Below are 24296 nucleotides of genomic sequence, written 5' to 3'. Positions count from 1 at the left end.
CTCCGCTCAGAGGGACGACGGTGTGAACGTCACCGGAAGGTGCTTCAGCCCGTTGATGAAGTTGGATCGCAGCCGCTGGGCAGGCGCCGTCTGCTCCATGTCGGGCATCCGACGCAGAATCTCACTCAGCATCACCTTCATCTCGGCGCGAGCGAGGTTGGCGCCGAGGCAGAAATGGTGACCGCCGCCGCCGAACGCGATGTGCTGCGAGAAGTGGCCGGTGGGCCGATCGATGTCGAACTTATACGGATCGTCGAACACCGCCTCGTCACGGTTCCCCGACATGTGCCAGATGACCACGCGGTCGCCCTCGGCGATCTCGACGTCGTGCAGCACCGTGTCCCTGGTCGCGGTCCGGCGGAACTGCATCACCGGTGTGGCCCACCGCAACCCCTCCTCGATCAGGGCGTCGAGCTTCGACGGATCCTCGAGCACCTTGCGGCGCTCCTCGGGGTGCTCCATCAGCGCCAGCTGGGTGTGCGAGATGGCGTTGCGGGTGGTCTCGTTGCCTGCGACCGCGAGCAGCATGAAGAACATGTTGAAATCGAGTTCGCCGAGCTTCTCGCCGTGCACGTCGGCCTGGATGAGAGCGGTCGCGATGTCGTCGCGCGGGTGCCGCTTGCGGTCCTCGAACATCGCGAGGCTGTAGGCGAACATCTGGCCGGCCGCCGCGCGTTCCTGACCTTCCTCGAGATGGAATTCGGGATCGGACGAGCCGATCATCTGATTCGTCAGGTCGAAGATCAGCTTGCGGTCCTCCTGGGGCACGCCCAGGAAATCGGCGATCGCCTGCAGCGGCAGTTCGGACGCGACGTCGACGACGAAGTCGCACTCGCCACGCTCGATCACCGCGTCGACGATGCTCGTGGCGCGCTGCGCGAGAATTTCGTGCAGCTGGCCGATGCGTCGGGGCGTGAAGCCCTTGCTGACGATCTTCCGCAGCGCCGTGTGGTCCGGTGGATCCATGTTCAGCATCATCAACTGCTGGCCCGCCAGGTCGTCGGGGGCCAGATCGTCGATGTAGGTGGCGCCCCGCCACGACGAATACGTCTCGGCGTCCCGGTTCACCGTCACGATGTCGGAGTGCCGGGTGACGCACCAGAACGGGTCGCCTCGGTCGTCGAGATGCCGGTAGACGGGGGCCTCCCGCCGCAACGTGGCGAACATCTCGTGGGGCACGCCCTGCACGAAGGTGTCCGGGTTGTAGAGATCGACGTCGGCGAGCTGCACGGTCCCTCCTGAGGCCTCACGTACGAGAATACGTTCTAGTCCAGGAGGATGTGGGGACAACGAAAACGGCCCCGGAGAATTGAATCTCCGGAGCCGTTTCCACTTGGTAGCGGGGACAGGATTTGAACCTGCGACCTCTGGGTTATGAGCCCAGCGAGCTACCGAGCTGCTCCACCCCGCGTTGCATTGACAACACTACACCCTTCCCGGAGTGCTCTTGACCAACCCTGGGGAGGGCTAGGTCACATCAGCCGGAACTGGACCATTTCGATGGCGTTCTCGATCGCCTCGGACACCTCCCGCAGGCGCTCGTCCGCGCCGGCCGCCGCGAGAATCTGCAGGCGGTCGGCGTCGCCCATCGGAATGTAGGTGGCGATCTCGTAAAGCCTCGTACCGAGCGACCCGCGGAACCCGCCGATGACGGGAACGTCGGGCGGGACGTTTCCCGTCTCCGCCGCGAGACGGCGGAGGAGGCCGTACAGGAATTCGAGTCTCTCGATCAGCGACGGGAATTCGTAATCCGCCGTCTGGGTGCCGGTGTTCTCATCCGGCCACACATCCACCTCGGCGATCGGATACGGATTGTCCGGCAACCACTTCGACACCTTGATGCGTTCCTCGGTGCGGCAGAACAACTCGTACCGGCCGTCGCCGATCGACGCGTGGGACTCGATCCGCGCGATCGTGCCCACATCGTGGCGCACGTCGCCGCCGCCCACCTCTTTGCCGCGGGCAATGAGGACCACCCCGAATCGGGGACCGTCCGGTGCGTCCAGGCAGTCGCGGACCAGTTCCTGGTAGCGGGGTTCGAAGACGTGGAGGGGAAGCTGCTGCCCGGGCAGCATCGTCGAGCCCAGCGGGAACATGGGAAGCAGAGTCATCAGGGGATTCTCAATCGGGGTACGGGCGTCGCCGGCAACGGGTCGACGCGATCGATCTCGTCCGTCAGGTGTTCCGACCACGTCAGGAGGCCGGCGATGTCGAGGCCGTGCGGCGCCTCCACCTCGTAATGCCGGATCCGGTCGTGGCCCTGGCGCAGCAACGACCGCGCACCGGTCTTGTTGCCCCGCATCAGATGGGTGAGCCCCACCGCGAGCTGTGCGAGCCCCTGCCACAGTTCCCGCTCGTCCTCGGGGGCGATCTTCCACGTTCCCTCGAGGATTTCGTGGGCGTGGAACGGCATGCCGTGGTCGAGTAGCCGCTGAGCCTCGGTGATCGCCTCGTCGGGCGGTAACCGCAGGTCGTCGGGGACGCGCGGCACACCCTCGGCGTCGTGGGGCAGGGGCCGGCCGAGCTCGTCGCGGGGGCGTGCATTGAGCGGCTTGCCCGTCCCGTCCCTGTCCCGATCGGTCATGGGACAAGGGTAACGCTCAGCCGCGGGTCGGCGAAGGGTTGGCAGAGGTGTCGGCAAGGGCCCCAGACACGCGTTTCGACAGCTCGTCGCGAACCATCCGGACCGTCGCCGACCGCAGGTGAACACGGTCGTCCTGGTGGTAGAGGTAGCGGCCATCCGATTCCACGTCGATCCAGGTCAGTTCACCCAGAACCGGCTCGTCGAGTCCGCTGCGCGCGCCACGGATGCAGATGTACCCGATCCCGCTCCGCGGGCGGCCGACGATCGCTCGCAGACGAGTGCCGTCGGAGGCTCGGGCATTCTGCAGCACAGAAGTGCCGGTGCCTCGGTTCTGGACGTCGTCGGGGTGCGCGGTCAGCGACGGGGTTCGTCCGGGAGCGCAGTCGGGCAGGTCGCTCAGAAGTCGGGCGGTGAACCCGTCGACGTTCTCGGCGCCCGCGTCGATCCGGATGTCGCCGCGGCCCGGTTCGCCGCGGAGTTGTTCGGCGACGACGGCGAGCCGGCCACGGATGCTGCCCCTCCGCCGAATCCCGGAGTCGAGTTCGGGGGAGGGGGCGAGCACCGTGACGGACACTTGCGGGTTCCGCAGTGCCTGGATCGCCGCGACCAGTTTCGGCTCGTCGAGCGCGGAACGCCACTGCTCCAGTTCACGTTGCTGGATTGCATACCGGTCTTCCGTCGACGCCGCGGACCGGTACTTCAGTGGGTACGGCATCCGGTCGAGATCGGTTGCATCCCAAAGGCACATGAATTGGGCTGCCGTCAGCCGCCAGTTCACGCGCCGATCACCGGCGGTGCGACGGGGTCGAGTTTGCCGATCAGTTCGTTACCGTTGTCGACGGTGATGAGATAGCTCGGCGTCTGATGCTCCGTGTCGCCCTCACCGTTGCCGCCTGCCCGGCCGGGCGAACCCATCATGCCGGGTGACATGCCCATCCCCGGACGACTCATGCTCGACTTCACCGGGGTCGCCGCTGCGGCAGCGGCAGCCGCCCCGGCCCCTGCTGCGGCACCGCCCGACGGGATCGGACCACCTGGAACCACACCGCCCGAGTTGGACTCGGAGTCGCGTTTGTCGTTCTTCCGGCGCGTGCTCGACGCCGAACCCCCGACGCCCGATCCACCGGCACCGGACCCCGAACGACCGCCGATTCCGCCATAACCTGCGCCGCTTGCGCCGCTGCCCTGGGTGCCCGCACCAGCAGCGTTCTGCGCATTCGCAGCCGCAGTCTGTGCGCCCGAACCGGATCCGGCGTTGGCACCGGCGCCCTGATTTGCGGCGGCCTGATTGGCAGCGGCCTCGGCATTCGCTGCAGACGTGGTCGCGGCGTCATCCCCCGCGGACTCCTCGGCCCCAGGAGTCCCACCGTTCGCAGACGCATCGCCATCGCCCGACGCGAAGGAGGTATTGCTGTCGGATGCGCTCCAGGGGTTCGAACCCTGTGGCACCGTTCCGTACGTACTCGGCATGTCGCCGGAGCCGGAACCGTCGCCAGATGGGTTGTAGGGCTCCGGCAACTGCGGGACGTTCGTGCCGACATCCCGGTAGTTCGGCACGTAGATCGCTTCCAACCTCCGAACCGCCTCGAGACGTGCAGCTTCCCTCTCGGTCTCGGACCTTTCGGCCGCGAGCGGGCTCAGCGGGAGTTGAGTCAGGACACCTTCGGAACTAGCCGGCTGAGGCACAGAGGCTTTCACATCCGCAGCCGCACTGCTCAGGATGTCGAGCTTGACGGCGATTGCCGCGATACTCGATGTCAACTGACCACTCGTTGCAGCGAGTTTCTCGGTCGCTTGTGCCGCGGCGTCCGCCGCGGCACCCTCCCAACGTTCGGAAATCGTGTTACGAAGAATCGCGAAGCCGAATGCAAGAGGGAGCGAATTCGAGATGCTGTGGCAGGCTTGGGCGAGATCACCAATCGCGTCGGGAACCATGGTCTGTGTTTTGTCGTACATCTCCTCATGGCTCATGCCGTGGAAGCTCTCCATGGTGTTGATGTACGGATCGTCGGGCTGAGAACCGTGGGAGAGCTTGTCGGCAGAATCCTGCAAGCTTGATCGTCGTTGATGGTCTGCGCCGTGAGGGCTCAGCGAGTCAAGGATCACGGAGATTGGGTCCTTAGGTGCCATCGCCTAGCTCTCCTTCGGTATATAGCGTTCGAAGATGCGGGCCGTGTCCTCCAAACCAGCGCACCATTCTGCTTCTGGTGCGGCGCCTGAATAGTCGGGAAATATGCTGCGGGTGAGGCCGAAGACTCCATATGAAGTTTCCATGCTGAGATCGCACGAATTTGTGACGCCACTGTTGAACTTCAAGAGTCCTCGTCGCCCGTTGATTTCGATCGGGGTGGAGTGTTCTCTCGACTTCTCTTCTTCCTCAGCAAAAGTGATGTTTCCTGAAAGTGCGTTCATCCCATAAAGCCGCTGAGGCGTCTTATAGCTGCAACCGAGGAATGTGTACTCGTCTGGAGTGAAGTCCGCGTTCTTCTCGGTCGCGGGGTTGTAGCCAGCCTCAATCAACGCTGAGTCGGGGATGTCCAGGCATGGATCAAAAGTGACTTGCGGACGATCGGATTTGTCGACATGCCGAGGTACTCGAATTGTGGGTTGTACTTCAGAATTGTCCGAACCGGCTGACCCCGTGGTGGCCTGAGTGCCGCAGCCAACGAGGATCAACGCGACCGACGCAACGCCTATGACTTCTCTTGTGCGATTCATTTGTCCATCTGCTCCCGGATCGCAACAATGGCATTGCCAATCGCACTGTCAGCGTCAGCGAATGCGTCCCCTCCAGCCAAGAACGTGTCTCGCATCAAGGTGATTGCATCGCGAAACTGGTTCAATCGTTCATGAACTGAACCGCCATCGCCGGTGAACTTTCTCGTGTACCCAGCTTGGAGTTCCTGTGCCGAGTCGAACCCACCGAAGCCGCTGACGAACCGCAGTCGATCGGCCAACATCACCGCATCGTCAAGTTGCTCCAGCATCGTGTTGCACACGCCGACACACTTCTCTATTGCGTCATCTTCCAGACGCAGTGTTTTGCTCATTCCCATCCCCCCAGTGCTCGACAGGACCCCCTCGGCCGCGTGCGGAGATGCTACCGCACGGGTGTGTCACTCGGTCCAGTGCGCGGCGCTGCAATGTTCAGGCTGCGTTGAGGAATTCGATGAGGATGCGCTCGACGGGTGAGTCGGTCTGAACTTCGCGGAATGGCAATGGTTTCGGTAGTGGTGGTGCCGTCGACCGGTACCGGTGTCCGGTGGGGGTGTAGACCTCGATCTGGTGCAGTCCTCCGGGCCGCTGGCGAGGGGTGGCGTGCCATCCTGCGCCTTGTTTGGCGTAGTTGCAGGCTGCACACAGCCCGGCGCCGTTGTGCGCGGTGGTCGGACCCTCGGATTCGCGGGGTCGGATGTGGTCGTGGTGCCGGATCGGGGCATCGCACCACGGTGTCCGGCAGGTGCGATCGCGTAGATCGATCAGCCTCGCCAACCCGGTCGGGAAGCAGCGGGCCTGGGACTCAGTCGCGGTCAGCGCTCCCGACTGCGGGTTGGCGTACAGACGGCGCAGGTTCACCCGCGTCGCATTCCCGGTGGCCGGATCGATCGCGGCCTGGACTGCCTCGGAAATCCAGTGCCCCGCCAGTTCGGCGGGAACGGGACCGTATCCCTGCACGTAGGCGGGTTCGGATCCGCTGTCGAGGAGGGCACGGTCGGAGATCACCAGGTTCACGGTGATCGGCGGTGTCGTCGCCGTGTGGTGCGTGCCCGTGACCCGGGACACGAGGAGATCGGCCATGATCTGCGACCGCGTGCGTTCGTCGCCGGCAGCGAGGATCGAATCGGCGTCGCGGGCGAGGGTGGCGTGCACGGCCACGCCTTCCGCGACCGGCAGCAGGGCGCTGACGTAGGCCATGGTGTCCGGGGCCGGACGGGAGGTGACCCGCCGATCCGACACGGCTTTGCGGGCCCGTCGCACCACGGCCTCGGCGTCGACCTCTGCGGCGGCCGCGCGGACTTTCGCGCACACCGCCCCGTCGCCGAGCCCGTCCAGTGTGGCCGGGTCACCGCACAGCAGGTAATCGAGTGCCGTGCGATCGTCCCGGGTCAGGCATGCCGTTTCGCGGACCAGGATTGTCGCTCGCCATTCGCTGAGCAACCCCCGTTCGAGCAGGGCCAGGGTGCAGGGCATCTCGTGGGCGAGCGCGGTGGCCATGCCGAGGTGGCGACCACCGCGAAATGGTGAGTCCCGTCGTGCCAGCGCCACCTGGTTGGCGATGCCGCGCCCTCGCTGCGGCAGCGGCACATTGCGGTTCGCTCGTTCAGCTCGGATGGAGGCGTCGAGGTCTGCGGTCACCCGGGCCTGCACGCCGGCGCAGGCGGCCTTCACTTCTTCCAGTGTTCGGAGTACATCGATGCGCATCGCATCGTCGATATCCCGATCGAGTTCCGGCAACTCGGCCAGAAACGCGATTACCGCCCCTGCATCCACCCCGACCCCCCACGACTGGCGAAACCCCCGAATCGAACGTATATTCTATTCTAGCTCGACCGCGGGACCTCGGCAATACCCAAAGCAATACCTACGCTGCTCCGACCAGTCGCATGGCGAGGCCGGCGTAGAGGTCCGCGACGGCCTTCGGTTCGGTGTAGGCGCCCGCGGGAAACCAGCGGCAGATGTCCACGCACAGTGACATGAGGGCGAGGGTGACGCCTTCGCCGTCGGGGACGGTGAATTCGCCGGATGCCGCACCGGCGTCGACGACGGAGCGGACGATGTGGGTGATGTCGCGGCGCAGTTTGACCACGTCGCGGTAGTGCTCCGGCGTGAGGGCATTGAGTTCGTACTGCACGACACGGGCCTGCGCGTGGTGGGTGGCCTGCCAGCTCGCGAACGCGCCGATCAGTGCCTGCAGCCTCGTCGACGGGGACTCGTCGGGTAGGTCGGCGTTCCTCACGACGTCGAGTGCGGCGGTGTGGCCTTCGTAACTGATCGCGAAGAGAAGTTCTTCCTTGGAGCGGTAGTGCGGGTACATCGCGGCCGGGCTCATGTCGAGGCGGGCGGCGATCTCGCGAGTGGTGGTGCCTCCGTATCCGCTGGTAGCGAATGCGTCGACGGCTGCGGCTCGGATGCGGGCGGCAGCCTTGGACGGGCTGATCACCTGGCTGGGTGATTCGCTCATGTCTCTCTCCATCCTCGGCTGCGCGGCTGTTGACAATACCGCGTCACGCCATCAGTATAAGCAAGCGCTTAGAAAATAAGCAGACGCTTACATGCTCGAAGCGTGAATCAATCAATAGCTCGACATCCAGAAGGAGCGGTCATGCGACGCACCCTGTACGGCCCCGATCACGAGGCATTCCGCGAATCGGTCCGGGAGTTCGTGAACCGCAACCTGCTGCCGGTGGCAGACAAGCTCATCGCCCAGCGGTTCATCGACCGCGAGATCTGGCTCGAAGCGGGCCGCAACGGCTTCCTCGGCCTCGAGGTCCCCGAGGCGTACGGCGGAAGCGAGGCCGGCGACTACCGGTTCAACGCCGTCCTCGGGGAGGAACTCGCACGCGCAAGCGCCGCCGTGTCGTCGAGCTTCGGTATTCACGCCGACGTCGTCGCGCCGTACCTCGTGCAACTCACGACCGAGGAGCAGAAGCAGCGCTGGCTGCCCAAGTTCTGCACCGGTGAGCTGCTCACCGCGATCGGCATGACCGAGCCCTCCGGCGGTTCCGACCTCGCCTCGCTCAAGACCACCGCGGTCAAGGACGGCGACGGCTGGATCATCAACGGTTCCAAGACGTTCATCACCAACGGCTACAACGCCGACCTGGTGATCGTCGCCGCCCGCACCAGCCCCGAGAAGAAGTCCAAGGGCATCACCCTGTTCGCCGTGGAGACGGGCATGGAGGGTTTCGAGCGCGGACGCAAGCTCGACAAGGTCGGCCAGCACGAGTCCGACACCGCCGAGCTGTTCTTCGAGAACGTGCGTGTGCCGTCGACGAACATCATCGGTGAGATCGACCGCGGATTCATTCACATGATGGAGATGCTGCCGCAGGAGCGTGTCGGCGCCGCCGTCTCGAACATCGCGCACGCCGCGCCGATTCTCGAGGAGACGATCCAGTACGCCAAGGACCGCAAGGCATTCGGTCAGCCCATCGGGTCGCTGCAGTGGAACAAGTTCCTGCTCGCCGACCTCGTCACACGTGTCGAGGTCACCCAGGCCTACGTCGACAACTGCGTCGCCGCACACGCCGACGGCGAGCTGACGGCAGTGGACGCCGCCAAGGCCAAGTGGTGGACTGCTCAGGTGCAGAACGAGGTCCTCGACCACTGCGTGCAGCTGCACGGTGGCTACGGGTTCATGACCGAATACCGTGCCGCGCGTGCATGGATGGATGCTCGTGTCACCAAGATCTGGGCCGGTTCGAACGAGATCATGAAGGAACTGATCGGCCGCGACCTCGGCCTCTGAGTCCGCACCCCTGCAGCCCGACGACAAAGGAGTCGCTTCGTATGTCCGTTCTCGACAAGTTCAGCTTGACCGATCGGGTGGTCGTCGTGACCGGTGCGTCGTCGGGCCTCGGGGTGGCGTTCGCGCAGGCGGCGGCGGAGGCGGGCGCCGATGTGGTGCTGGCTGCGCGCCGTACCGATCGTCTGGAGAAGACCGCTGAACTGGTGCGGGCAGCGGGACGTGAGGCGCTGTGCGTCGCGACGGACATCGCCGACCCGGCGCAGGCACAGAACATGATTGACGCGGCGATGGAGAAGTTCGGCCGCGTGGACGTTCTCGTCAACAACGCGGGCGTCGGTACCGCCGTCCCCGCGACGAGGGAGACTCCGGAGCAGTTCCGGCAGGTCGTCGACATCAATCTGAACGGCTCCTATTGGGCGGCGCAGGCGGCGGGCCGGGTCATGAAGCCGGGCAGCGCGATCGTGAACATTGCGAGCGTGCTGGGCCTCACGACCGCGGGACTTCCGCAGGCCGCGTACGCCGCGAGCAAGGCCGGCGTCATCGGTCTGACCCGCGATCTGGCGCAGCAGTGGGGCACTCGCAAGGGCATCCGGGTGAATGCGATCGCCCCCGGGTTCTTCGAGTCGGAGATGACGGACCAGTACCAGGACGGGTACCTCGAATCGATGAAATCGCGACTGGTTCTCGGTCGCCTCGGTGACCCCGAGGAGCTGGCTGCGACCGTGGTCTGGCTCGCGTCGGACGCCGCGGCGTACGTCACCGGTCAGACGATCGCGGTGGACGGTGGCATCACGATCACCTGAGCGCGGGTTGGGCGGGGCTGCGGTGCTGGCGTATAAGTAGGAAATGACCACGCGCACCGTCCATGAAGAGTGGGACGACCAGCCCGCCCCGTCGATGGCGGCCACCGATCTGCTGCGGGAGCCTCCGGCGACCCCTCGCGGTGCACGCACGCGCGCGGCGTTGGTGGCGGCCGCGCGGACGGTGTTCGAGCGGTCCGGGTACCTCGACGCCAGGCTCACCGACATCACGAAGGAAGCGAACTGCTCGACGGGGTCGTTCTACACGTACTTCGACAACAAGGAGCAGATCTTCGCCGCCGTGCTCGAGGTGGCGCAGGAAGACATGATGCACCCGGGCATGAAGCGGGTGCAGGACACCGACGACCCCTATGCGGTGCTGGAGGCGAGTAACCGTGCCTACCTGGAGGCCTACCGGCGCAACGCCAAGCTGATGGGGCTGCTCGAGCAGGTGGCCCACATCGACCCGGCGTTCGCGGATCTGCGGCGTCAGCGGGCCGACGCGTTCATCGCGCGCAACGCGCGGGGCATCGCGGAGTTGCAGGCGCGAGGCATCGCCGACAAGGAACTGGACCCGATGCTGGCGTCGCGGGCGTTGTCGGGGATGGTCAGCCGGCTTGCGTACAACGTGTTCGTGGCCAGCGTGAACGGGACCGACGGCACTCCTGTCGACTTCGACGACGTCGTGTTCACGACGACGCGGATCTGGGCGAACGGACTGAGGTTCCCCGAGCGGAGCTGAGCTCTCGCCTGCGGCGTGAGCGTGTGGGACACTTCGGTCCACAAAACTGAATCCGACACCGGGTTCAGGTTGTTTCTGTGGAAGACTGGGGCCACGTTCGTGTCCCCTCGAGGGAGGAATCTCGTGCAGGTTGCGCAGAAGGTTGCCGTCGTCACCGGTGGCGGCGGTGGAATCGGCAGTGCACTCGCGGAGCGGCTCGCCGCCGAGGGTGCCAAGGTCGTCGTCACCGACCTCGACGGCACCGGGCTGGATGCGGTAGTCCGGAGAATCGACGCCGAGCATCCCGGCGCTGCGCTGGCAGTGCAGGCAGATGCGTCCGACGACGCTCAGATCGCGTCGGTCATCGACGCCGCGGAACAGGCCTTCGGGCCCGTCGACCTCTACTTCGCCAATGCGGGTGTCGCGGCAGGCGACCAGCTCGAACCCGACGACGCCGTGTGGGACCTCGCCCTCGACGTGAACGTCCGCGCGCACGTCCGGGCCGCCCGCCGCCTCGTTCCCGGCTGGATCGAGCGCGGGGAGGGGTACTTCGTCAGCACGGCATCGGCCGCCGGGTTGCTCACTCAGATCGGTTCCGCCCCCTACTCGGTGACCAAGCACGCCGCCGTCGGATTCGCCGAGTGGCTGTCGGTCACCTACGGCGACAAGGGCGTCCGTGTCAGCTGCCTGTGCCCGATGGGCGTCAACACCAAACTGCTCACCGACGACGCCGCCCTGTCGGCCATCGCCGCACGCGCCGTCACCACCGCGGGATCGGTGCTCGAGCCGGCCGAGGTAGCCGAATGCGTGCTCGCCGCAATGGAAGCCGAGCAATTCCTGATCCTTCCGCACCCCGAGGTGCTGGAGATGTACCGGCACAAGGGCGCCGACTACGACCGATGGATCCGGGGCATGCGCCGCTACCGGGCGACGCTCCTGGCCGAGCCGTCCTGACCCGACCGAGAAGCGAACTGCGCACATACCGTACGAAGACCGAGAACAACCACCATGGAGGAAACAAGTGAGCCAGGAACGTAGAACCGCCATCGTCACCGGGTCGGCCAGGGGTATCGGCGCCGCCGTCGCGAAGCGGCTGGCGAGCGACGGGTACGCCGTCGCCGTGCTCGACCTGGACGAGGCCGCGTGTGCCGGCACCGTCGACGCGATCAAGGCCGCCGGCGGCGAAGCCCTGGCCGTGGGCGCGAACGTCGCCGACGAGGCGTCCGTCGCCGCGGCGGTCGAACGGGTGGCGACCGAACTCGGCGCACCGACGATCCTGATCAACAACGCCGGAATCACCCGCGACAACCTGCTGTTCAAGATGACCGTCGACGACTGGGACGCCGTGATGAACGTGCACCTGCGTGGCGCGTTCCTGATGTCGCGGGCCGTGCAGAAGCACATGGTGGACGCGGGGTTCGGCCGGATCGTGAACCTGTCGAGCACGTCCGCGCTCGGCAACCGCGGTCAGGTCAACTACTCGGCCGCGAAGGCCGGCATGCAGGGCTTCACCAAGACCCTGGCCTTCGAACTCGGCAAGTTCGGGGTCACCGCCAACGCGATCGCGCCCGGATTCATCGAGACCGAGATGACCGCAGCGACCGCCGAGCGGGTGGGCGTCGGCTTCGAGGACTTCAAGAAGGCGGCGGCGTCGCAGATCCCCGTCAACCGCGTCGGACAGCCCGAGGACATCGCGCACACCGCGTCGTTCTTCGTCAGCGAGGGTGCCGGATTCGTGTCGGGTCAGGTCGTTTACGTCGCCGGTGGACCGAAGGACTGATCGATGAAGGCGTGGCGTGTACACGAACTGGGTCAGCCGCGGGACGTCCTGACGTTCGAGGACGTCCCCGACCTCGAGCCGAAGCCCGGAGAGGTGCTGGTCAAGGTGCTCTCCGCGGCCGCCAACTTCCCGGATGTGCTGTTGTGCCGCGGTGAGTACCAGATCAAGCCGCCGCTTCCGTTCACTCCCGGCGTCGAGTTGTGCGGCGAGGTGGTGGAGCTGGGAGAGGGCGTGTCCGGGTTCTCCGTCGGCGACCGGGTGATCGGCATGCCGAGCCTGCCGAACGGCGGATTCGCGGAGCTGGCCGTCATGTCGGCGGCGACCGCGTTCCCCGCCCCGGAGGCCCTCGACGACGCCGAAGCATCGGCACTGTCGATCGGGTACCAGACGGGATGGTTTGCGCTGCACCGCAGAACACAGATCCGGCCCGGCGAAACCCTGCTCGTGCAGGCCGCGGCAGGAGGCGTGGGCAGCGCAGCCGTGCAACTGGGCAAGGCGGCAGGCGCCAAGGTGATCGGCGTCGTCGGCGGGCCCGAGAAGGCGGCCTACACGCGGGAACTCGGTGCCGACCTCGTGATCGACCGGCACAGCGAGGACTTCGTCCAGGCCGTGAAGGACTTCACGGACGGACGCGGTGCGGACGTCGTGTTCGATCCGGTGGGCGGCGACTCCTACACGAAGTCGACCAAGTGCATCGCGTTCGAGGGACGCATCATCGTGATCGGGTTCGCGAGCGGCACCATCCCGTCACCCGGGTTGAACCATGCGCTGATCAAGAACTACTCGATCATCGGGCTGCACTGGGGTCTGTACAACGCCTACGACCCCGCCGCCATCCGGGAGTGTCACGAGGAGCTGACGAGGATGGCCGCGGCAGGCGAGATCACACCGATGATCAGCGAGCGGCTCGGGCTCACCGACGTCGCGGACGGAATCGGACGCCTCGGCGACGGGACGACGGTCGGACGGCTGGCGTTCCTGCCGGGACGCTAGCGGGCGCGCTTCGCGTACAGCTCCTCGAGGTTCTGCCGCAGGGTGGCCTCGGTGTTCTTCACGGCCGTTTCGACGAACGGTTCGACGATGAGCCCGAGAGCCTTGCCGGTGAGACCGCCGGGGAGTTTGTACGCGAAGTCCACGCTGATCTCGGTCTTGTCCTCACCGTGCGCGGCGAACTCCCAGGTGGAGGAGTTGGCGGCGCCGTCGAGCGACGCCAGGGTGATGACCCGGTCCTGCACCCACTCGGTGACCTCGAGGCGCGACCGCAGGGTGCTCGGGCCGATGTGGATCGCGGCGTCGAATGTCGACTCCAGCCCCTGGTCGAATTCGCCGATCGGACGGAATTCCGAGACTCCGAACATCCAGTCGGGGACCGTCCGGTAGTCGTCGATGTACGCGAAGGCCACGTGGAGGGGCACGGCTGCGATCGCGGAGTGACGGACATGGATCATCGGGTGGTCCCTGGCTCTCTGTCGGAGAAGGCTGTCGATCTGGGCGACCTCGTTCGACTCTAGTCAACTCCCGCGACCACGGCAGGGGAGCGGCGGGTACCTGTTCTACCGTAGGACCCATGACGGTAGAGGGCACCCAGCGCAGCAGTTCCTGGCGCGAGTACACCGACCAGGGATTGTCGAAGGTTCTGGCCGCGGCGCTGGCGGCGTTCGTCGAGAAGGGGTACGACGGCGCGTCGATCCGTGAGATCGCCTCACGTGCGGGGCTCTCAGTCCCCGGTCTCTACCACCATTACCCCTCCAAGCAGGCGTTGCTGGTGGGGCTGACGAATGTCGTGATGCGGGATCTCCTCGATCGCAGTCGAGCGGCGGTGTCCGAGGCGGGCCCGACACCGGGGGAGCGGTTCGACGCGGTCATCGAGTCGTTGCTGCGATTCCACATGTACCGCCGCGAGCAGGCCTTCGTCGCGTCCCGTGAGACGCGGAGCATGGAACCGGAGAGCAGGCAGGCGTACATCGCGCTGCGCGACGAGCAGCAGGAGATGCTCGACGACATCGTCCGCGACGGGGTGGCGGCCGGGCATTTCCGGACACCGTTCCCGGAGGATGCGAGCCGTGCCGTGGTCACCATGTGCGTCGCGGTGTCCACCTGGTACCGCGAGGACGGGCCGCTGTCGCCCGACGAACTGGTCGAGCGGTACCTGGTGATCGCGAGGAGCACCGTCGGCGCATCCGGCTGAGGCTTGACCCCGTTCCGAACCTGTGGGATCCTCGGGAACGACTTCGACCGAGCGAGTGATCGGTCGGTACCGGAGTCGCCGTACTGACTGGAGGTAGTTGTGGCGATCGATCTGTCCTATGCACCCGAGGTGACCGCACTCGTCGAGAAGACCGAGGCGTTCATCCGCGAAGTCGTGCTCCCCATCGAGGACGAGCACGGCGGCGACATCACCGCCGCCGGGGGCGACACCCTGCGCGTGCAGATGCAGAAGGCGGCGAAGGACGCCGGAATCTTCGTCCCGCACGCACCCGTCGAGTACGGCGGACACGGCCTGAACATGACCGATCGCGCGCCCGTCTTCGAGGCCGCCGGCTACTCGCTGTTCGGCCCGACGGCACTGAACATCGGCGCACCCGACGAGGGCAACGTCCACATGCTCGCGCACATCGCGAGCCCCGAGCAGAAGGAGCGGTTCCTCGCTCCGCTGGCGCACGGCGACATGCGGTCGGCGTTCGCCATGACCGAGCCGTCGCCCGGAGCCGGCTCCGACCCGTCCGCGCTGACCACGCGCGCCGAGAAGGTGCCGGGCGGGTGGAAGATCAACGGCCACAAGTACTTCATCACCGGAGCCGACGGCGCCGGATTCTTCATCATCTTCGCCCGCACGTCCGGTGTGCCCGGCGACCGCGGCGGCGCCACGATGTTCCTCACGCCTGCCGACGCCGAGGGGCTGACGGTGGGCCGTCACATCGACACCCTCGACCGGGCGATGATCGGTGGGCACTGTGAGGTGTTCTTCGAGGATCTGTTCGTTCCGGACAGCGGGGTCCTCGGCGAGGTGGACCAGGGATTCGCCTACGCGCAGGTCCGGCTCGGGCCCGCCCGGATGACGCACGTCATGCGCTGGCTGGGTGCCGCGCGCCGCGGCCACGACGTCGCCGTGGCGCACGTGGCGCAGCGGGACGGTTTCGGCGGCAAGCTGGGCGATCTCGGCATGGTCCAGAAGATGATCGCGGACAACGAGATCGACATCGCCGCCACCCGGGCGTTGCTGACGCGGGCCTGCTGGGAACTCGACCAGGGCGGCCACGCGAGCAACTCGACGTCCATCGCGAAGACCTATGCCGCGGAGGCGATCTTCCGGATCGTCGACAACTCCGTGCAGATGTGTGGCGGTCTCGGCGTGTCCGGCGACCTGCCCCTCGCCCGGCTGTCCCGCGAGGTGCGGCCGTTCCGGGTGTACGACGGCCCGTCCGAGGTGCACCGCTGGGCCATCGCCAAGCGCGTGGTGGGTGCCGCGAAGAAGGCCGCGCGGGAGGCCGGCGCATGAGCGAACACCGCGGGCTCGATCTCGTTGCCCTGCAGAAGTTCCTGTCCGATTCGAATGTCCCTCTGAATGGCGAGTTGCGGGCCGACCTGATCTCGGGCGGCAAGTCCAACCTCACGTACGCCATTCACGACGACTCCTCGCGGTGGGTGCTGCGAAGGCCGCCCACCGCGGGGCTCACACCCTCGGCGCACGACGTGGCCCGCGAGTTCCGCATCACCTCGGCGCTGCAGGGCACCGACGTGCCGGTCGCCGCGACCGTCGTGTTGTGTGAGGACGACAGCGTCATGGGCGCGTCGTTCACCGTGGTGGAACACGTGACCGGCCAGGTGATCCGGACCAAGTCGGACCTCGATGCGCTGTCCGACGCGGACATCGACTCGTGTACCGACGAACTGGTCCGCGTGCTCGGCGCACTGCACAACGTCGACTACGACGCCGTCGGCCTGGGCGAACTCGGCCGTCCGGACGGGTACGTGGCGCGGCAGGTGAAGTTGTGGGCCAGTCAATGGGGGCGGGTGAAGACGACGGATTCCGCCGACGTCGACCGCCTCCACGCCGCGCTCGCCGAGTCGATCCCGCAGCAGACGGAGTCGTCGATCGTGCACGGCGACTACCGCATCGACAACACGATCCTCGCGCCCGGGGACGTGAGCACTGTGGCGGCCGTCGTCGACTGGGAACTCTCCACCCTCGGTGACCCGCTCACCGACGTCGCCCTGATGTGCGTCTACCGGCATCCGGCTCTCGACCTGGTGCTCGGCGAACCCGCGGCGTGGACGAGCCCGCGACTGCCGTCGGCCGACGATCTCGCGCAGCGCTACACCGTGGCGTCGGGGCGTGAACTGGTGCACTGGAACTTCTACCTGGCGCTCGCGAACTTCAAGCTCGCCGTCATCGCCGAGGGCATCAACCACCGCTACCGGGCCGGTGCCACCGTCGGTGACGGTTTCGACAAGGCGGGCGATGCGGTGCCCGAATTCATCACAGCGGGCCTGCGCGCCCTGAAAGGACAGACGGTATGAGCCGCAGCGCACTGATCACCGGCGCCTCGCGTGGCATCGGACTCGGCATCGCCACCCGCCTCGCGGAGCAGGGGTACGGGCTGACGATCACGGCCCGCGACCGCGAGCGGCTCGAAACGGTGGCCGCCGACCTTCGGACCGCCGGCGCGAAGGACGTCGTCGTGGTCGCGGGGGATCTCGCAGACGAGGAATCAGCGGGACGGGTCGTCGAGGCGCACGCCGACGCCTTCGGTTCGCTGAACGCACTGGTACTCAATGCCGGGGTGGGCACCGCCGGCGCCATCGGCGAATTCCCCATGCACCGATTCGACAAGAGCCTGGGCGTCAACCTGCGGGCACCGTTCAGCCTGTTGCAGCAGTCGCTGCCGCTGCTCCGGACGGGTGCGGCGGAGAACCCGGGCCGCGGATCCAAGGTCGTCGCCCTGGCATCGATCACCGGCGTCTACGCCGAGGCAGGGCTTGCCGTCTACGGGGCGACCAAGGCCGCGCTGATCTCGCTCACCGAGACACTGAACGTGGAGGAGTCCGGTAACGGGATCTCCGCGACCGCCCTGGCCCCGGCGTACGTCGACACCGACATGGCAACGTGGAAGCACGACACGATTCCGCCCGAGACGATGATCGAGGTAAACGACATCGTCGAACTCGTCGACGCCGTGCTGCGGCTGTCCTCGCGCGCGGTGGTCCCGAAGATCGTCGTCGGACGGGCCGGAACGGACGGCTACCGCGCCTAGTCCTCGTCCTCCTGCGCCTCGCCGCGCTTGCGGAAGAACTTGAACCCGGGGACGCCCTGGATCGCCTGACGCACCCCCTGGACCTCCTCGAGGAGCTGGTGGATCTCCGGCGACACGGTGTCGAGGGTCGCCAGGATGGGCAGGAGTCCCTCCATGCGCATCGTCAGCTCGGGCAGGTGGTCCACCAACCCGATCGCGGCGTGAATCTCCTCCTCGGTGAGGTCGTCGACGAACCGCTGCGCGAGTGGGGCGGCCTTCGTCGCGAGCGGCTGGTACAGGTCGATCAGGGTCTGCGCCGACGCGGACGTGGTTCCTGCCGTGGCGACGACGGTGGCCGCCGCTTCTGCAACCGCGTTCGCTCGCGTCACCGCGATCTCGGCGCCGTCGCTGATCGCCTCGATGCGGGAGATCAGCACCTCGACCTGGTCGAGGAGGACTCCGATCCGGCCGGGAAGGGAGACGACGAGTTCAGCGGTGTCCGCCGACCATCGGGCGATACCGGTGACGGTACGCACCAGGTCGCGGGTGCCGAGTTGTACGAGAGACATCGGCCCATCCTGCCTGATGGATTCGCATCTCACGTTTCGGTCGTGGCAGACGTCTACCTTTCAGAGGCCCGTACACCTGGAAGGATTGGCACCGTGAATGCCGACCGAGCAGCACACACTCTCATCGATTCGCCGATCGGCCCCCTGACGCTGGTGAGCGTCGACGGGGTGCTGAGCGGCATCTACATGGTCGAACACCGGCACCAGCCGAATCCCGCGACGTTCGGCGACCGCGACACTTCAGGGTTCGACGAGGCAACCACTCAGCTCGCCGAATACTTCGACGGACGGCGCGCCGATTTCACCGTTCCGCTCGCCGCGCGGGGCACCCCGTTCCAGAAACGGGTGTGGGACGCACTGCGCACCATCCCGTACGGCGACACGTGGACGTACGGTCAGCTGGCCGATTCGCTCGGCACCCCGACCGCCGTTCGCGCGGTGGCGGCGGCGAACGGCAGGAATCCGATCAGCATCATCATCCCGTGCCACCGGGTGGTCGGGAGCAACGGCAGCCTGACGGGGTATGCGGGCGGTCTCGACCGCAAACGGTTCCTGCTCGAACGCGAAGCGGAACGGGCGGGGCTCCGGCTGAGCCGATGACCCTGAAGCCGTTCGAAAATGTCGTGGCCGAGCACGGCCCGACGGTCCTGCGCGTCTGCCGGGCCGTGGTCGGTCCGGTGGACGCCGAGGACGCCTGGTCGGAGACGTTCATCGCCGCGATGCGCGCGTACCCCGACCTGAGTCCGGAGAGCAACGTCGAGGCGTGGTTGGTGACGATCGCGCACCGGAAGGCGCTCGACCACATCCGTGCACGTGACCGGCGGCCCGTTCCCACCGACGAACTGCCGGAGCAGACCACCGACCGCGGGCTTCCCGGCGGCCACGACCCGGAATTGTGGAAGGCGGTCGGCGCCCTGCCGATGAAGCAGCGGGCAGCGGTGGCGTATCACTACCTGGCCGGGCTGCCGTACACCGAGATCGCGGTGATCCTGGGCAACTCCCCGGCCGCGTCGCGGCGGGCGGCCGCGGACGGCGTTGCGGCGCTGCGCAAGACCCTCTCGATCTCTGTGAGTGGAGACATCACATGAACATGCCCGACATCGTCTATTCCCTGTACCCGTTGGACTCCCCGGTGGAGCAGAAACTGCGGGAGCGTCTGGCCGTCGCCGCCGCCGAAGCCGGGCTCCTCGACGTCGCATACCGGACACTCGACACCCCGGTCGGTTCGCTGCTGCTCGCCGCCACCGATCGCGGGCTGGTGCGGGTCGCCTTCCCCAGCCAGGATCACGATGCCGTGCTGCAGACCCTCGCCGAACAGATCAGTCCCCGGATCCTGCGCGCACCGGCCCGGCTCGACCGGGTCGCCCACGAGATCGACGAGTACTTCCTCGGCAGGCGCACGAGCTTCGACGTCCCACTGGACTTCCGGCTGTCCAAGGGGTTCCGGCTCGAAGTGCTGCGCCATCTCCCCGACATCGACTACGGGCACACCGCCAGTTACGCGGCGGTCGCGGTCGCCGCGGGCAGTCCGAAAGCAGTGCGTGCGGTCGGCACCGCGTGCGCGCTCAATCCGCTGCCCGTCGTGGTGCCCTGCCACCGGGTGGTCCGCAGCGACGGCAGCATGGGCCAGTACGCCGGTGGGCCGGAGGCCAAGTCGATTCTGCTGACATTGGAGGCGGCGGCATGACCACCGTGACGCAACGTGTGAACGCTCTGGACTGGCCGACACTGCACGCCGAGACCGACGCCGCGGGATGCGCGCAATCGGAGCAGATCCTGACCGCGGAGGAATGCGGGCAGATCGCGGACATGTACGAGGAGGCCGAACGTTTCCGGTCCACCGTCGACATGGCCCGGCACCGCTTCGGCTCGGGACAGTACCGGTACTTCGACTATCCGCTACCGGAAGTCGTGGCCGAACTCCGCGCCGCCTTCTACCCGAAACTGCTTCCCGTGGCACGGGACTGGGCGGTCAAGCTGAGGCAGCCGTCGCCGTGGCCGGACACCCTCGACGAATGGCTGGACCTGTGCCACGACGCAGGCCAGAAACGGGCGACGCCGATCCTGCTCAGCTACCGCGCGAACGACTGGAACGCCCTGCACCGCGACCTCTACGGCGACCTGGTGTTCCCGCTGCAGGTGGTGATCGGCCTCGACCGACCGGGGGTGGATCACGAGGGTGGCGAGTTCATGCTCGTCGAGCAGCGGCCCCGCGCCCAGTCGCGAGGCACGGTGACGACGCTGCGGCAGGGCCACGCGCTGATCTTCACCACCCGGGACCGGCCCGTGCGGTCGACCCGCGGCTGGTCGACGGGACCGGTACGGCACGGTGTCAGCACCATCAGACGCGGCACCCGCCGGACCCTCGGCCTGGTCCTGCACGACGCGGAGTGACCGTGATGTCCGCCCTGATACCCCGACCCCGGACCGTGGTGGCGCCCGGCGCCGTCCACGTCCCCGACTGGCTCACGCTGGCGGAGCAACGCCACCTGGTGGCCGCATGCCGGGGATGGGCCACCGCGCCGGTCCCGATGCGGGCCGCGCAACTGCCGACGGGGCACCGCATGTCGGTGCAGACGGTGTGCCTCGGCTGGCACTGGAAGCCGTATTCCTACTCGCGGACCGCTGAGGACGCGGGCGGTGGTCGCGTCGCGCCGGTGCCCGACTGGCTGATCGAACTCGGCCGGCGGGCGGTCGGCGAGGCCTACGGGGAGCCCGCCGACGGGTACACACCCGATGCCGCGCTGATCAACTTCTACGACGACGCCGCGAAGATGGGCATGCACCAGGACAAGGAGGAACGGTCCGACGCGCCGGTGGTGTCGTTGAGCATCGGCGACACCTGCACGTTCCGGTTCGGGAACACCGCCACCCGCACCAAGCCGTACACCGACGTCGAACTGCTGTCCGGCGACCTGTTCGTGTTCGGCGGCGAGTCCCGCTTCGCGTATCACGGAGTGCCGAAAGTGTTTCCCGGCACGAGTGATCCGGACTGCGGGTTGACCGCGGGGCGACTGAACATCACGCTGCGGGTGACGGGTCTCGAGGACGGATGAGAGTGCAATTGCCGTATCGGGGTCCGTTCACCCATGCACCGCTGTGGGGTGCGCTCCGCGCGCACACCGTGTCCGGGCTCGAGCGGCACGACCCCGACGGAACCCACACCCGGGTGGTGGACGGACCGCACGGGCCTGCGCTGGCGTCCGTTCTCGTGCGACCCGCCGACGGGTATGTCGAGGCGCACCTGACACCGGCGGACCCGGACGACGTCGAGGCGTTGATCGCGACGCTCCGGCGCTGGCTCGACCTCGACGCGGATCCGCTGCCGATCGACGCCGCGCTGAGCCGCCACCCGCAGCTTGCTCCGCTGGTGGCGCAACGGCCGGGACTGCGGCGCCTGGGCAGCGTGGACGGGTTCGAGACGGCGGTCTTGACCATTCTCGGGCAACAGGTTTCGCTGGCCGCTGCCCGGACGTTCGGCAGCCGCCTCGTGGCCGCGTACGGCCTTCCGGTCCGCGACGGCTTCTTCGCGTTCCCCGAACCGGAGACGCTGGCGGCGCTCCCCCCCGAGCAGTTCCGCTCCACCCTCGGTCTCACCGGGGCCCGGGCCAGGACGGTGCTCGCACTCGCCGAGGCCGCGTCGAACGGCCTGCGCCTCGGCGCGGACACCGACCCGGCCGAGTTCCGGGCCGGTCTGCTCGCGCTGCCCGGTATCGGTCCGTGGACGGCGGACTATCTGACGGTGCGGGTACTGGGCGACCCGGACGCGTTCACACCCGACGACCTCGTCCTCAAACGGGCGCTCGGCGTCAAGACCGGCAGGCAGGCAGCAGAACTCGCCGAGGCGTGGCGTCCGTGGCGGGCGTACGCCCTGTTCCATCTGTGGACGGACGAAGCGTATTAGTCCTTGGCCTTCGCCAGCGCCGAAGGCCACCAGATCTTCTTGCCGATGTCGTGGGAGAGGGCCGGGACGAGGATGCTGCGCACGATGATCGTGTCGAGCAGCACGCCGAACGCGACCGCGAAGCCGACCTCGGCGAGGAACACCAGCGGCAGCACACCCAGCACCGCGAACGTCGCGGCGAGCACCACACCGGCCGACGTGATGACCCCACCGGTCACCGCCAGTCCGCGCAGCACACCGGATTTGGTGCCGTGTTCCTCGGTTTCCTCGCGGACCCGCGTCATCAGGAAGATGTTGTAGTCGATGCCGAGGGCCACGAGGAACACGAACGCGAACAGCGGGAACGCGGGATCCGCGTTCGCGAAATGGAAGACGTGGGTGAAGAAGAGCCCGCACACCCCGAGTGTGGCCGCGAACGACAACACCACGGTGGCGATGAGGATGATCGGGGTGAGCAACGCGCGGAGCAGGAGGGACAGCACGACGAAGATGACGACGAGAACGATCGGGATGATCAGGTTCCGGTCGTGCACCGACGCCGTCTGCACATCGAGGGTCGTTGCCGTGCTGCCACCGACCAGCGCGTCGGCGCCGGGCACGGCGTGCGCGGCGTCCCGCAGTCGTGTCACCGTCTTGAGGGCTTCCGGGGAATCGTACGAGTCGGCGAGGGTCACGTTGACGACCATTCGCCCGTCGATCGGTGCGGCGGTGAGGAAGTCGGGTGCGCACCCCTGCCCGGCCGCCGAGGCCACCGCCGCCGGGTTCGACTTGACGAGGGCGGACAGCTTCTCGACGTCGACCTGCGGGCACACCGCGCCGGGGTCCGTCGACACGCCCTCCACGCCGCTCACGGCCGCGATGACGGCGTCCGTCTGGTCGGCGTTGGTGACGATGACGGCGGGCGCGCCGGCGCCCGGATCGAATTTGGAGTCGTACAACTCCTGGCCGACGACGGCGTCGGGCCGGTTGGTGAAGTTCTCCGAAGACGACAGCCCGTCCGTCTTCAGACTGCCGATACCGACCAGGAACAGCACGGCCAGCAGCACCGTCGTCCCGATCCAGAGGGAGCGGTCCTTGCTTCCGACCTGGGCGGCGATCTTGCCCCACAGGCCGTGCGTGGTGAGGTCGGCGGCCTGATCCACCTTGGGTTTCCGCGGCCAGAACACCCACCGTCCCGCCGCGGACAGTGCCGCCGGCAGGAACGTCATCATCACGAGATACGTGCACGCGATGCCGATCGCGGCGACCGGCCCGAGGCTCTTGTTGGAGTTCAGTTCGGAGAACGTCAGGCACAGCAGACCGAGGATGACGGTGACCGCCGACGCCGTGATGGCGGGAGCCGATTCCTTCCAGGCCTTGATCATGGCGTCGAACCGGCTGGGATAGAAATGCAGTTCTTCCCGATAGCGGGAGATCAGGAGCAGCGCATAGTCGGTGCCTGCCCCGATCACGAGGACGAACAGGATGCCCTGACTCTGCCCGGTGAGCGTGAGCACGTCGGCCTTGGCGAGGAAGTAGATGACCATCGACGCCAGACCGAGCGCGAGCAGAGCCGAGAAGAGCGGGAAGAACCACAGCACCGGGGAGCGGTACACCACCAGCAGGATCAGGACCACCACGAGCAGTGCGGCGCCCAGCAGTGCGCCGTCGAGTCCGGCGAACGCGTCGATGAACGCCACCAGCAGGCCGCCGGGACCGGCGGGGAGCACCTCGAGCCCGGTGGCCGCGTCCTTCGCGGCCGTGAGGACGTTCTCCTCGGTGGCGGCGAGCACGTCGCCGGCGACCGCCGTGCCGTCCTCCTTCGCGACGAGGGGAACGAAGATCGACGCCGTGGTGCCGTCCTCCGAGAACTGTGGCTGGGACATGCCTTCGGCGTCGACGCCGTCGACGGCCGCGATGGCGTCGTGCGCCTGCGCGACGGCGGCCTTGTCCTGATCGGTGAGCGGTGCGTCGCCGTGGAACAGCACGAAACCGGGGATGGTTTCGACGGTGAGGAACTTGGACGCTTCGTTGGTGACGATCGTCGATTCGGCGGAACTCGACAGGTAGGCGGCGTTGTCGTTCTTCTGGACCTCGGTGAGCTTCCCCTGGAACGTCCCCCCGAATCCGCCCGCGAAGAACGCGGCGATCGCGATGGCCACGATGGTGAACGCGGGCCAGCGAAATCTGCGCGACTTCTCGCCGCTCGTGCTCGAGTCCGTCGAATCCAACTTCGTCATGGGTTCTCCTTCGCCG

General features: G+C 67.1%; 28 protein-coding genes and 1 tRNA gene. 16 read left to right on the top strand and 13 right to left on the bottom strand.

The annotated features are described in order from the left end of the window. Nucleotides 1-6: 6 nt before the first annotated feature. From CA951_RS23725 to CA951_RS23680, 10 genes are all read right to left on the bottom strand, one after another. On the bottom strand, nt 7-1230 hold the full coding sequence (locus CA951_RS23725; protein WP_087559146.1) for a cytochrome P450: 1224 nt from the start codon (nt 1228-1230) through the stop codon (nt 7-9). A 104-nt stretch (nt 1231-1334) separates the two neighbouring features. Further along, nucleotides 1335-1411, bottom strand: a tRNA-Met gene (locus CA951_RS23720). Between the two features lie 61 nt (nt 1412-1472). After that, nucleotides 1473-2111: an LON peptidase substrate-binding domain-containing protein gene (locus CA951_RS23715; protein ID WP_087559145.1), complete on the bottom strand. Its 639-nt coding sequence runs from the start codon at nt 2109-2111 to the stop codon at nt 1473-1475. Beyond that, entirely contained in the window at nt 2111-2584 is a 474-nt protein-coding gene (locus CA951_RS23710; protein WP_005251430.1) for a DUF309 domain-containing protein, read from the bottom strand. Before CA951_RS23710 ends, CA951_RS23715 begins: the two co-directional genes overlap by 1 nt. A 16-nt stretch (nt 2585-2600) precedes the next feature. Continuing rightward, a complete protein-coding gene (locus CA951_RS23705) occupies nt 2601-3362 on the bottom strand; it encodes an ESX secretion-associated protein EspG (RefSeq protein WP_087559144.1) in 762 nt (253 codons plus the stop codon). Then, complete coding sequence (locus CA951_RS23700) at nt 3359-4714, bottom strand: hypothetical protein (protein ID WP_087559143.1); 1356 nt, start codon at nt 4712-4714, stop codon at nt 3359-3361. Before CA951_RS23700 ends, CA951_RS23705 begins: the two co-directional genes overlap by 4 nt. A 3-nt stretch (nt 4715-4717) precedes the next feature. Then, the gene (locus CA951_RS23695) at nt 4718-5302 is read right to left on the bottom strand and encodes a DUF3558 domain-containing protein (RefSeq protein WP_087559142.1); all 585 of its coding nucleotides are present in this window, start codon (nt 5300-5302) and stop codon (nt 4718-4720) included. Next, entirely contained in the window at nt 5299-5634 is a 336-nt protein-coding gene (locus CA951_RS23690) for a hypothetical protein (RefSeq protein WP_306300857.1), read from the bottom strand. The genes CA951_RS23695 and CA951_RS23690 overlap by 4 nt, the downstream gene beginning before the upstream one ends. 97 nt (nt 5635-5731) lie before the next feature. Then, on the bottom strand, nt 5732-7075 hold the full coding sequence (locus tag CA951_RS23685; RefSeq protein WP_087559140.1) for an HNH endonuclease signature motif containing protein: 1344 nt from the start codon (nt 7073-7075) through the stop codon (nt 5732-5734). A 91-nt stretch (nt 7076-7166) separates the two neighbouring features. Next, nucleotides 7167-7766 carry a TetR/AcrR family transcriptional regulator gene (locus CA951_RS23680; RefSeq protein WP_179220291.1) on the bottom strand — a complete coding sequence of 200 codons (600 nt, stop codon included), beginning with the start codon at nt 7764-7766 and terminating at the stop codon, nt 7167-7169. A 141-nt stretch (nt 7767-7907) separates the two neighbouring features. Here CA951_RS23680 and CA951_RS23675 point away from each other — a divergent pair, with 141 nt between their 5' ends. The 6 genes from CA951_RS23675 to CA951_RS23650 all read left to right on the top strand — a co-directional run bounded on the left by CA951_RS23675 (nt 7908) and on the right by CA951_RS23650 (nt 13347). Beyond that, nucleotides 7908-9053 carry an acyl-CoA dehydrogenase family protein gene (locus tag CA951_RS23675; RefSeq protein ID WP_087559138.1) on the top strand — a complete coding sequence of 382 codons (1146 nt, stop codon included), beginning with the start codon at nt 7908-7910 and terminating at the stop codon, nt 9051-9053. A 41-nt stretch (nt 9054-9094) separates the two neighbouring features. Beyond that, entirely contained in the window at nt 9095-9856 is a 762-nt protein-coding gene (locus CA951_RS23670) for an SDR family NAD(P)-dependent oxidoreductase (RefSeq protein ID WP_087559137.1), read from the top strand. 43 nt (nt 9857-9899) lie between these two features. Then, nucleotides 9900-10595, top strand: a complete 696-nt coding sequence (locus tag CA951_RS23665) for a TetR/AcrR family transcriptional regulator (RefSeq protein ID WP_087559136.1) — start codon at nt 9900-9902, stop codon at nt 10593-10595. A 123-nt stretch (nt 10596-10718) separates the two neighbouring features. Beyond that, nucleotides 10719-11528, top strand: coding sequence for an SDR family oxidoreductase (locus CA951_RS23660; protein ID WP_087559135.1), 810 nt, complete (start codon nt 10719-10721; stop codon nt 11526-11528). A gap of 67 nt (nt 11529-11595) precedes the next feature. After that, on the top strand, nt 11596-12354 hold the full coding sequence (gene fabG / locus CA951_RS23655) for a 3-oxoacyl-ACP reductase FabG (protein ID WP_087559134.1): 759 nt from the start codon (nt 11596-11598) through the stop codon (nt 12352-12354). Nucleotides 12355-12357: 3 nt separating this feature from the next. Next, nucleotides 12358-13347 carry an NADPH:quinone oxidoreductase family protein gene (locus tag CA951_RS23650; protein WP_087559133.1) on the top strand — a complete coding sequence of 330 codons (990 nt, stop codon included), beginning with the start codon at nt 12358-12360 and terminating at the stop codon, nt 13345-13347. Here CA951_RS23650 and CA951_RS23645 read toward each other — a convergent pair. Next, on the bottom strand, nt 13344-13802 hold the full coding sequence (locus CA951_RS23645) for an SRPBCC family protein (protein ID WP_087559132.1): 459 nt from the start codon (nt 13800-13802) through the stop codon (nt 13344-13346). The two genes, CA951_RS23650 and CA951_RS23645, sit on opposite strands and share 4 nt — an antisense overlap. A 119-nt stretch (nt 13803-13921) precedes the next feature. Between CA951_RS23645 and CA951_RS23640 the strand changes: the two genes are divergently transcribed. The 4 genes from CA951_RS23640 (at nt 13922) to CA951_RS23625 (ending at nt 17609) form a co-directional block, all read left to right on the top strand. Then, the gene (locus CA951_RS23640) at nt 13922-14542 is read left to right on the top strand and encodes a TetR/AcrR family transcriptional regulator (RefSeq protein WP_087559131.1); all 621 of its coding nucleotides are present in this window, start codon (nt 13922-13924) and stop codon (nt 14540-14542) included. 99 nt (nt 14543-14641) lie between these two features. Continuing rightward, a complete protein-coding gene (locus tag CA951_RS23635) occupies nt 14642-15853 on the top strand; it encodes an acyl-CoA dehydrogenase family protein (RefSeq protein ID WP_087559130.1) in 1212 nt (403 codons plus the stop codon). Next, nucleotides 15850-16875: a phosphotransferase family protein gene (locus tag CA951_RS23630; protein ID WP_087559129.1), complete on the top strand. Its 1026-nt coding sequence runs from the start codon at nt 15850-15852 to the stop codon at nt 16873-16875. Before CA951_RS23635 ends, CA951_RS23630 begins: the two co-directional genes overlap by 4 nt. Further along, nucleotides 16872-17609 carry an SDR family oxidoreductase gene (locus tag CA951_RS23625; RefSeq protein WP_087559128.1) on the top strand — a complete coding sequence of 246 codons (738 nt, stop codon included), beginning with the start codon at nt 16872-16874 and terminating at the stop codon, nt 17607-17609. The genes CA951_RS23630 and CA951_RS23625 overlap by 4 nt, the downstream gene beginning before the upstream one ends. Here CA951_RS23625 and CA951_RS23620 read toward each other — a convergent pair. Next, nucleotides 17606-18157, bottom strand: a complete 552-nt coding sequence (locus CA951_RS23620) for a ribulose 1,5-bisphosphate carboxylase large subunit (RefSeq protein ID WP_087559127.1) — start codon at nt 18155-18157, stop codon at nt 17606-17608. The two genes, CA951_RS23625 and CA951_RS23620, sit on opposite strands and share 4 nt — an antisense overlap. A gap of 93 nt (nt 18158-18250) precedes the next feature. Between CA951_RS23620 and CA951_RS23615 the strand changes: the two genes are divergently transcribed. From CA951_RS23615 to CA951_RS23590, 6 genes are read left to right on the top strand one after another with little or no spacing between them, the layout of a single operon-like run. Further along, complete coding sequence (locus tag CA951_RS23615) at nt 18251-18757, top strand: methylated-DNA--[protein]-cysteine S-methyltransferase (RefSeq protein WP_087559126.1); 507 nt, start codon at nt 18251-18253, stop codon at nt 18755-18757. Continuing rightward, the gene (locus CA951_RS23610) at nt 18754-19245 is read left to right on the top strand and encodes an RNA polymerase sigma factor (protein ID WP_087559125.1); all 492 of its coding nucleotides are present in this window, start codon (nt 18754-18756) and stop codon (nt 19243-19245) included. The genes CA951_RS23615 and CA951_RS23610 overlap by 4 nt, the downstream gene beginning before the upstream one ends. Beyond that, nucleotides 19242-19844 carry a methylated-DNA--[protein]-cysteine S-methyltransferase gene (locus CA951_RS23605; RefSeq protein ID WP_087559124.1) on the top strand — a complete coding sequence of 201 codons (603 nt, stop codon included), beginning with the start codon at nt 19242-19244 and terminating at the stop codon, nt 19842-19844. Before CA951_RS23610 ends, CA951_RS23605 begins: the two co-directional genes overlap by 4 nt. Continuing rightward, entirely contained in the window at nt 19841-20551 is a 711-nt protein-coding gene (locus CA951_RS23600) for a 2OG-Fe(II) oxygenase (protein ID WP_087559123.1), read from the top strand. The genes CA951_RS23605 and CA951_RS23600 overlap by 4 nt, the downstream gene beginning before the upstream one ends. A gap of 5 nt (nt 20552-20556) precedes the next feature. Further along, nucleotides 20557-21213 (top strand): alpha-ketoglutarate-dependent dioxygenase AlkB, encoded by a 657-nt coding sequence (locus CA951_RS23595; protein ID WP_087559212.1) that lies wholly within the window; start codon nt 20557-20559, stop codon nt 21211-21213. Continuing rightward, complete coding sequence (locus tag CA951_RS23590) at nt 21210-22061, top strand: DNA-3-methyladenine glycosylase (RefSeq protein ID WP_087559122.1); 852 nt, start codon at nt 21210-21212, stop codon at nt 22059-22061. Before CA951_RS23595 ends, CA951_RS23590 begins: the two co-directional genes overlap by 4 nt. Here the strand turns inward: CA951_RS23590 and CA951_RS23585 are convergent. Beyond that, the gene (locus CA951_RS23585; RefSeq protein ID WP_087559121.1) at nt 22058-24280 is read right to left on the bottom strand and encodes an MMPL family transporter; all 2223 of its coding nucleotides are present in this window, start codon (nt 24278-24280) and stop codon (nt 22058-22060) included. The two genes, CA951_RS23590 and CA951_RS23585, sit on opposite strands and share 4 nt — an antisense overlap. Between the last annotated feature and the right edge of the window lie 16 nt (nt 24281-24296).

The organism is Rhodococcus sp. NCIMB 12038, from assembly GCF_002165735.1.
Lineage (GTDB): Bacteria > Actinomycetota > Actinomycetes > Mycobacteriales > Mycobacteriaceae > Rhodococcus_F.
This window is presented reverse-complemented; position numbering and strand designations above follow the sequence as displayed.

Coding starts and splice junctions, on each gene's coding strand:
- CA951_RS23695 (WP_087559142.1), bottom strand. CDS start 5,302: ATGAATCGCACAAGAGAAGTCATAGGCGTTGCGTCGGTCGCGTTGATC.
- CA951_RS23670 (WP_087559137.1), top strand. CDS start 9,095: ATGTCCGTTCTCGACAAGTTCAGCTTGACCGATCGGGTGGTCGTCGTG.
- CA951_RS23595 (WP_087559212.1), top strand. CDS start 20,557: ATGTCCGCCCTGATACCCCGACCCCGGACCGTGGTGGCGCCCGGCGCC.
- CA951_RS23600 (WP_087559123.1), top strand. CDS start 19,841: ATGACCACCGTGACGCAACGTGTGAACGCTCTGGACTGGCCGACACTG.
- CA951_RS23700 (WP_087559143.1), bottom strand. CDS start 4,714: ATGGCACCTAAGGACCCAATCTCCGTGATCCTTGACTCGCTGAGCCCT.
- CA951_RS23690 (WP_306300857.1), bottom strand. CDS start 5,634: ATGAGCAAAACACTGCGTCTGGAAGATGACGCAATAGAGAAGTGTGTC.
- CA951_RS23590 (WP_087559122.1), top strand. CDS start 21,210: ATGAGAGTGCAATTGCCGTATCGGGGTCCGTTCACCCATGCACCGCTG.
- CA951_RS23625 (WP_087559128.1), top strand. CDS start 16,872: ATGAGCCGCAGCGCACTGATCACCGGCGCCTCGCGTGGCATCGGACTC.
- CA951_RS23630 (WP_087559129.1), top strand. CDS start 15,850: ATGAGCGAACACCGCGGGCTCGATCTCGTTGCCCTGCAGAAGTTCCTG.
- CA951_RS23610 (WP_087559125.1), top strand. CDS start 18,754: ATGACCCTGAAGCCGTTCGAAAATGTCGTGGCCGAGCACGGCCCGACG.
- CA951_RS23645 (WP_087559132.1), bottom strand. CDS start 13,802: ATGATCCATGTCCGTCACTCCGCGATCGCAGCCGTGCCCCTCCACGTG.
- CA951_RS23605 (WP_087559124.1), top strand. CDS start 19,242: ATGAACATGCCCGACATCGTCTATTCCCTGTACCCGTTGGACTCCCCG.
- CA951_RS23710 (WP_005251430.1), bottom strand. CDS start 2,584: ATGACCGATCGGGACAGGGACGGGACGGGCAAGCCGCTCAATGCACGC.
- CA951_RS23640 (WP_087559131.1), top strand. CDS start 13,922: ATGACGGTAGAGGGCACCCAGCGCAGCAGTTCCTGGCGCGAGTACACC.
- CA951_RS23585 (WP_087559121.1), bottom strand. CDS start 24,280: ATGACGAAGTTGGATTCGACGGACTCGAGCACGAGCGGCGAGAAGTCG.
- CA951_RS23680 (WP_179220291.1), bottom strand. CDS start 7,766: ATGAGCGAATCACCCAGCCAGGTGATCAGCCCGTCCAAGGCTGCCGCC.
- CA951_RS23675 (WP_087559138.1), top strand. CDS start 7,908: ATGCGACGCACCCTGTACGGCCCCGATCACGAGGCATTCCGCGAATCG.
- CA951_RS23715 (WP_087559145.1), bottom strand. CDS start 2,111: ATGACTCTGCTTCCCATGTTCCCGCTGGGCTCGACGATGCTGCCCGGG.
- CA951_RS23650 (WP_087559133.1), top strand. CDS start 12,358: ATGAAGGCGTGGCGTGTACACGAACTGGGTCAGCCGCGGGACGTCCTG.
- CA951_RS23665 (WP_087559136.1), top strand. CDS start 9,900: ATGACCACGCGCACCGTCCATGAAGAGTGGGACGACCAGCCCGCCCCG.
- CA951_RS23620 (WP_087559127.1), bottom strand. CDS start 18,157: ATGTCTCTCGTACAACTCGGCACCCGCGACCTGGTGCGTACCGTCACC.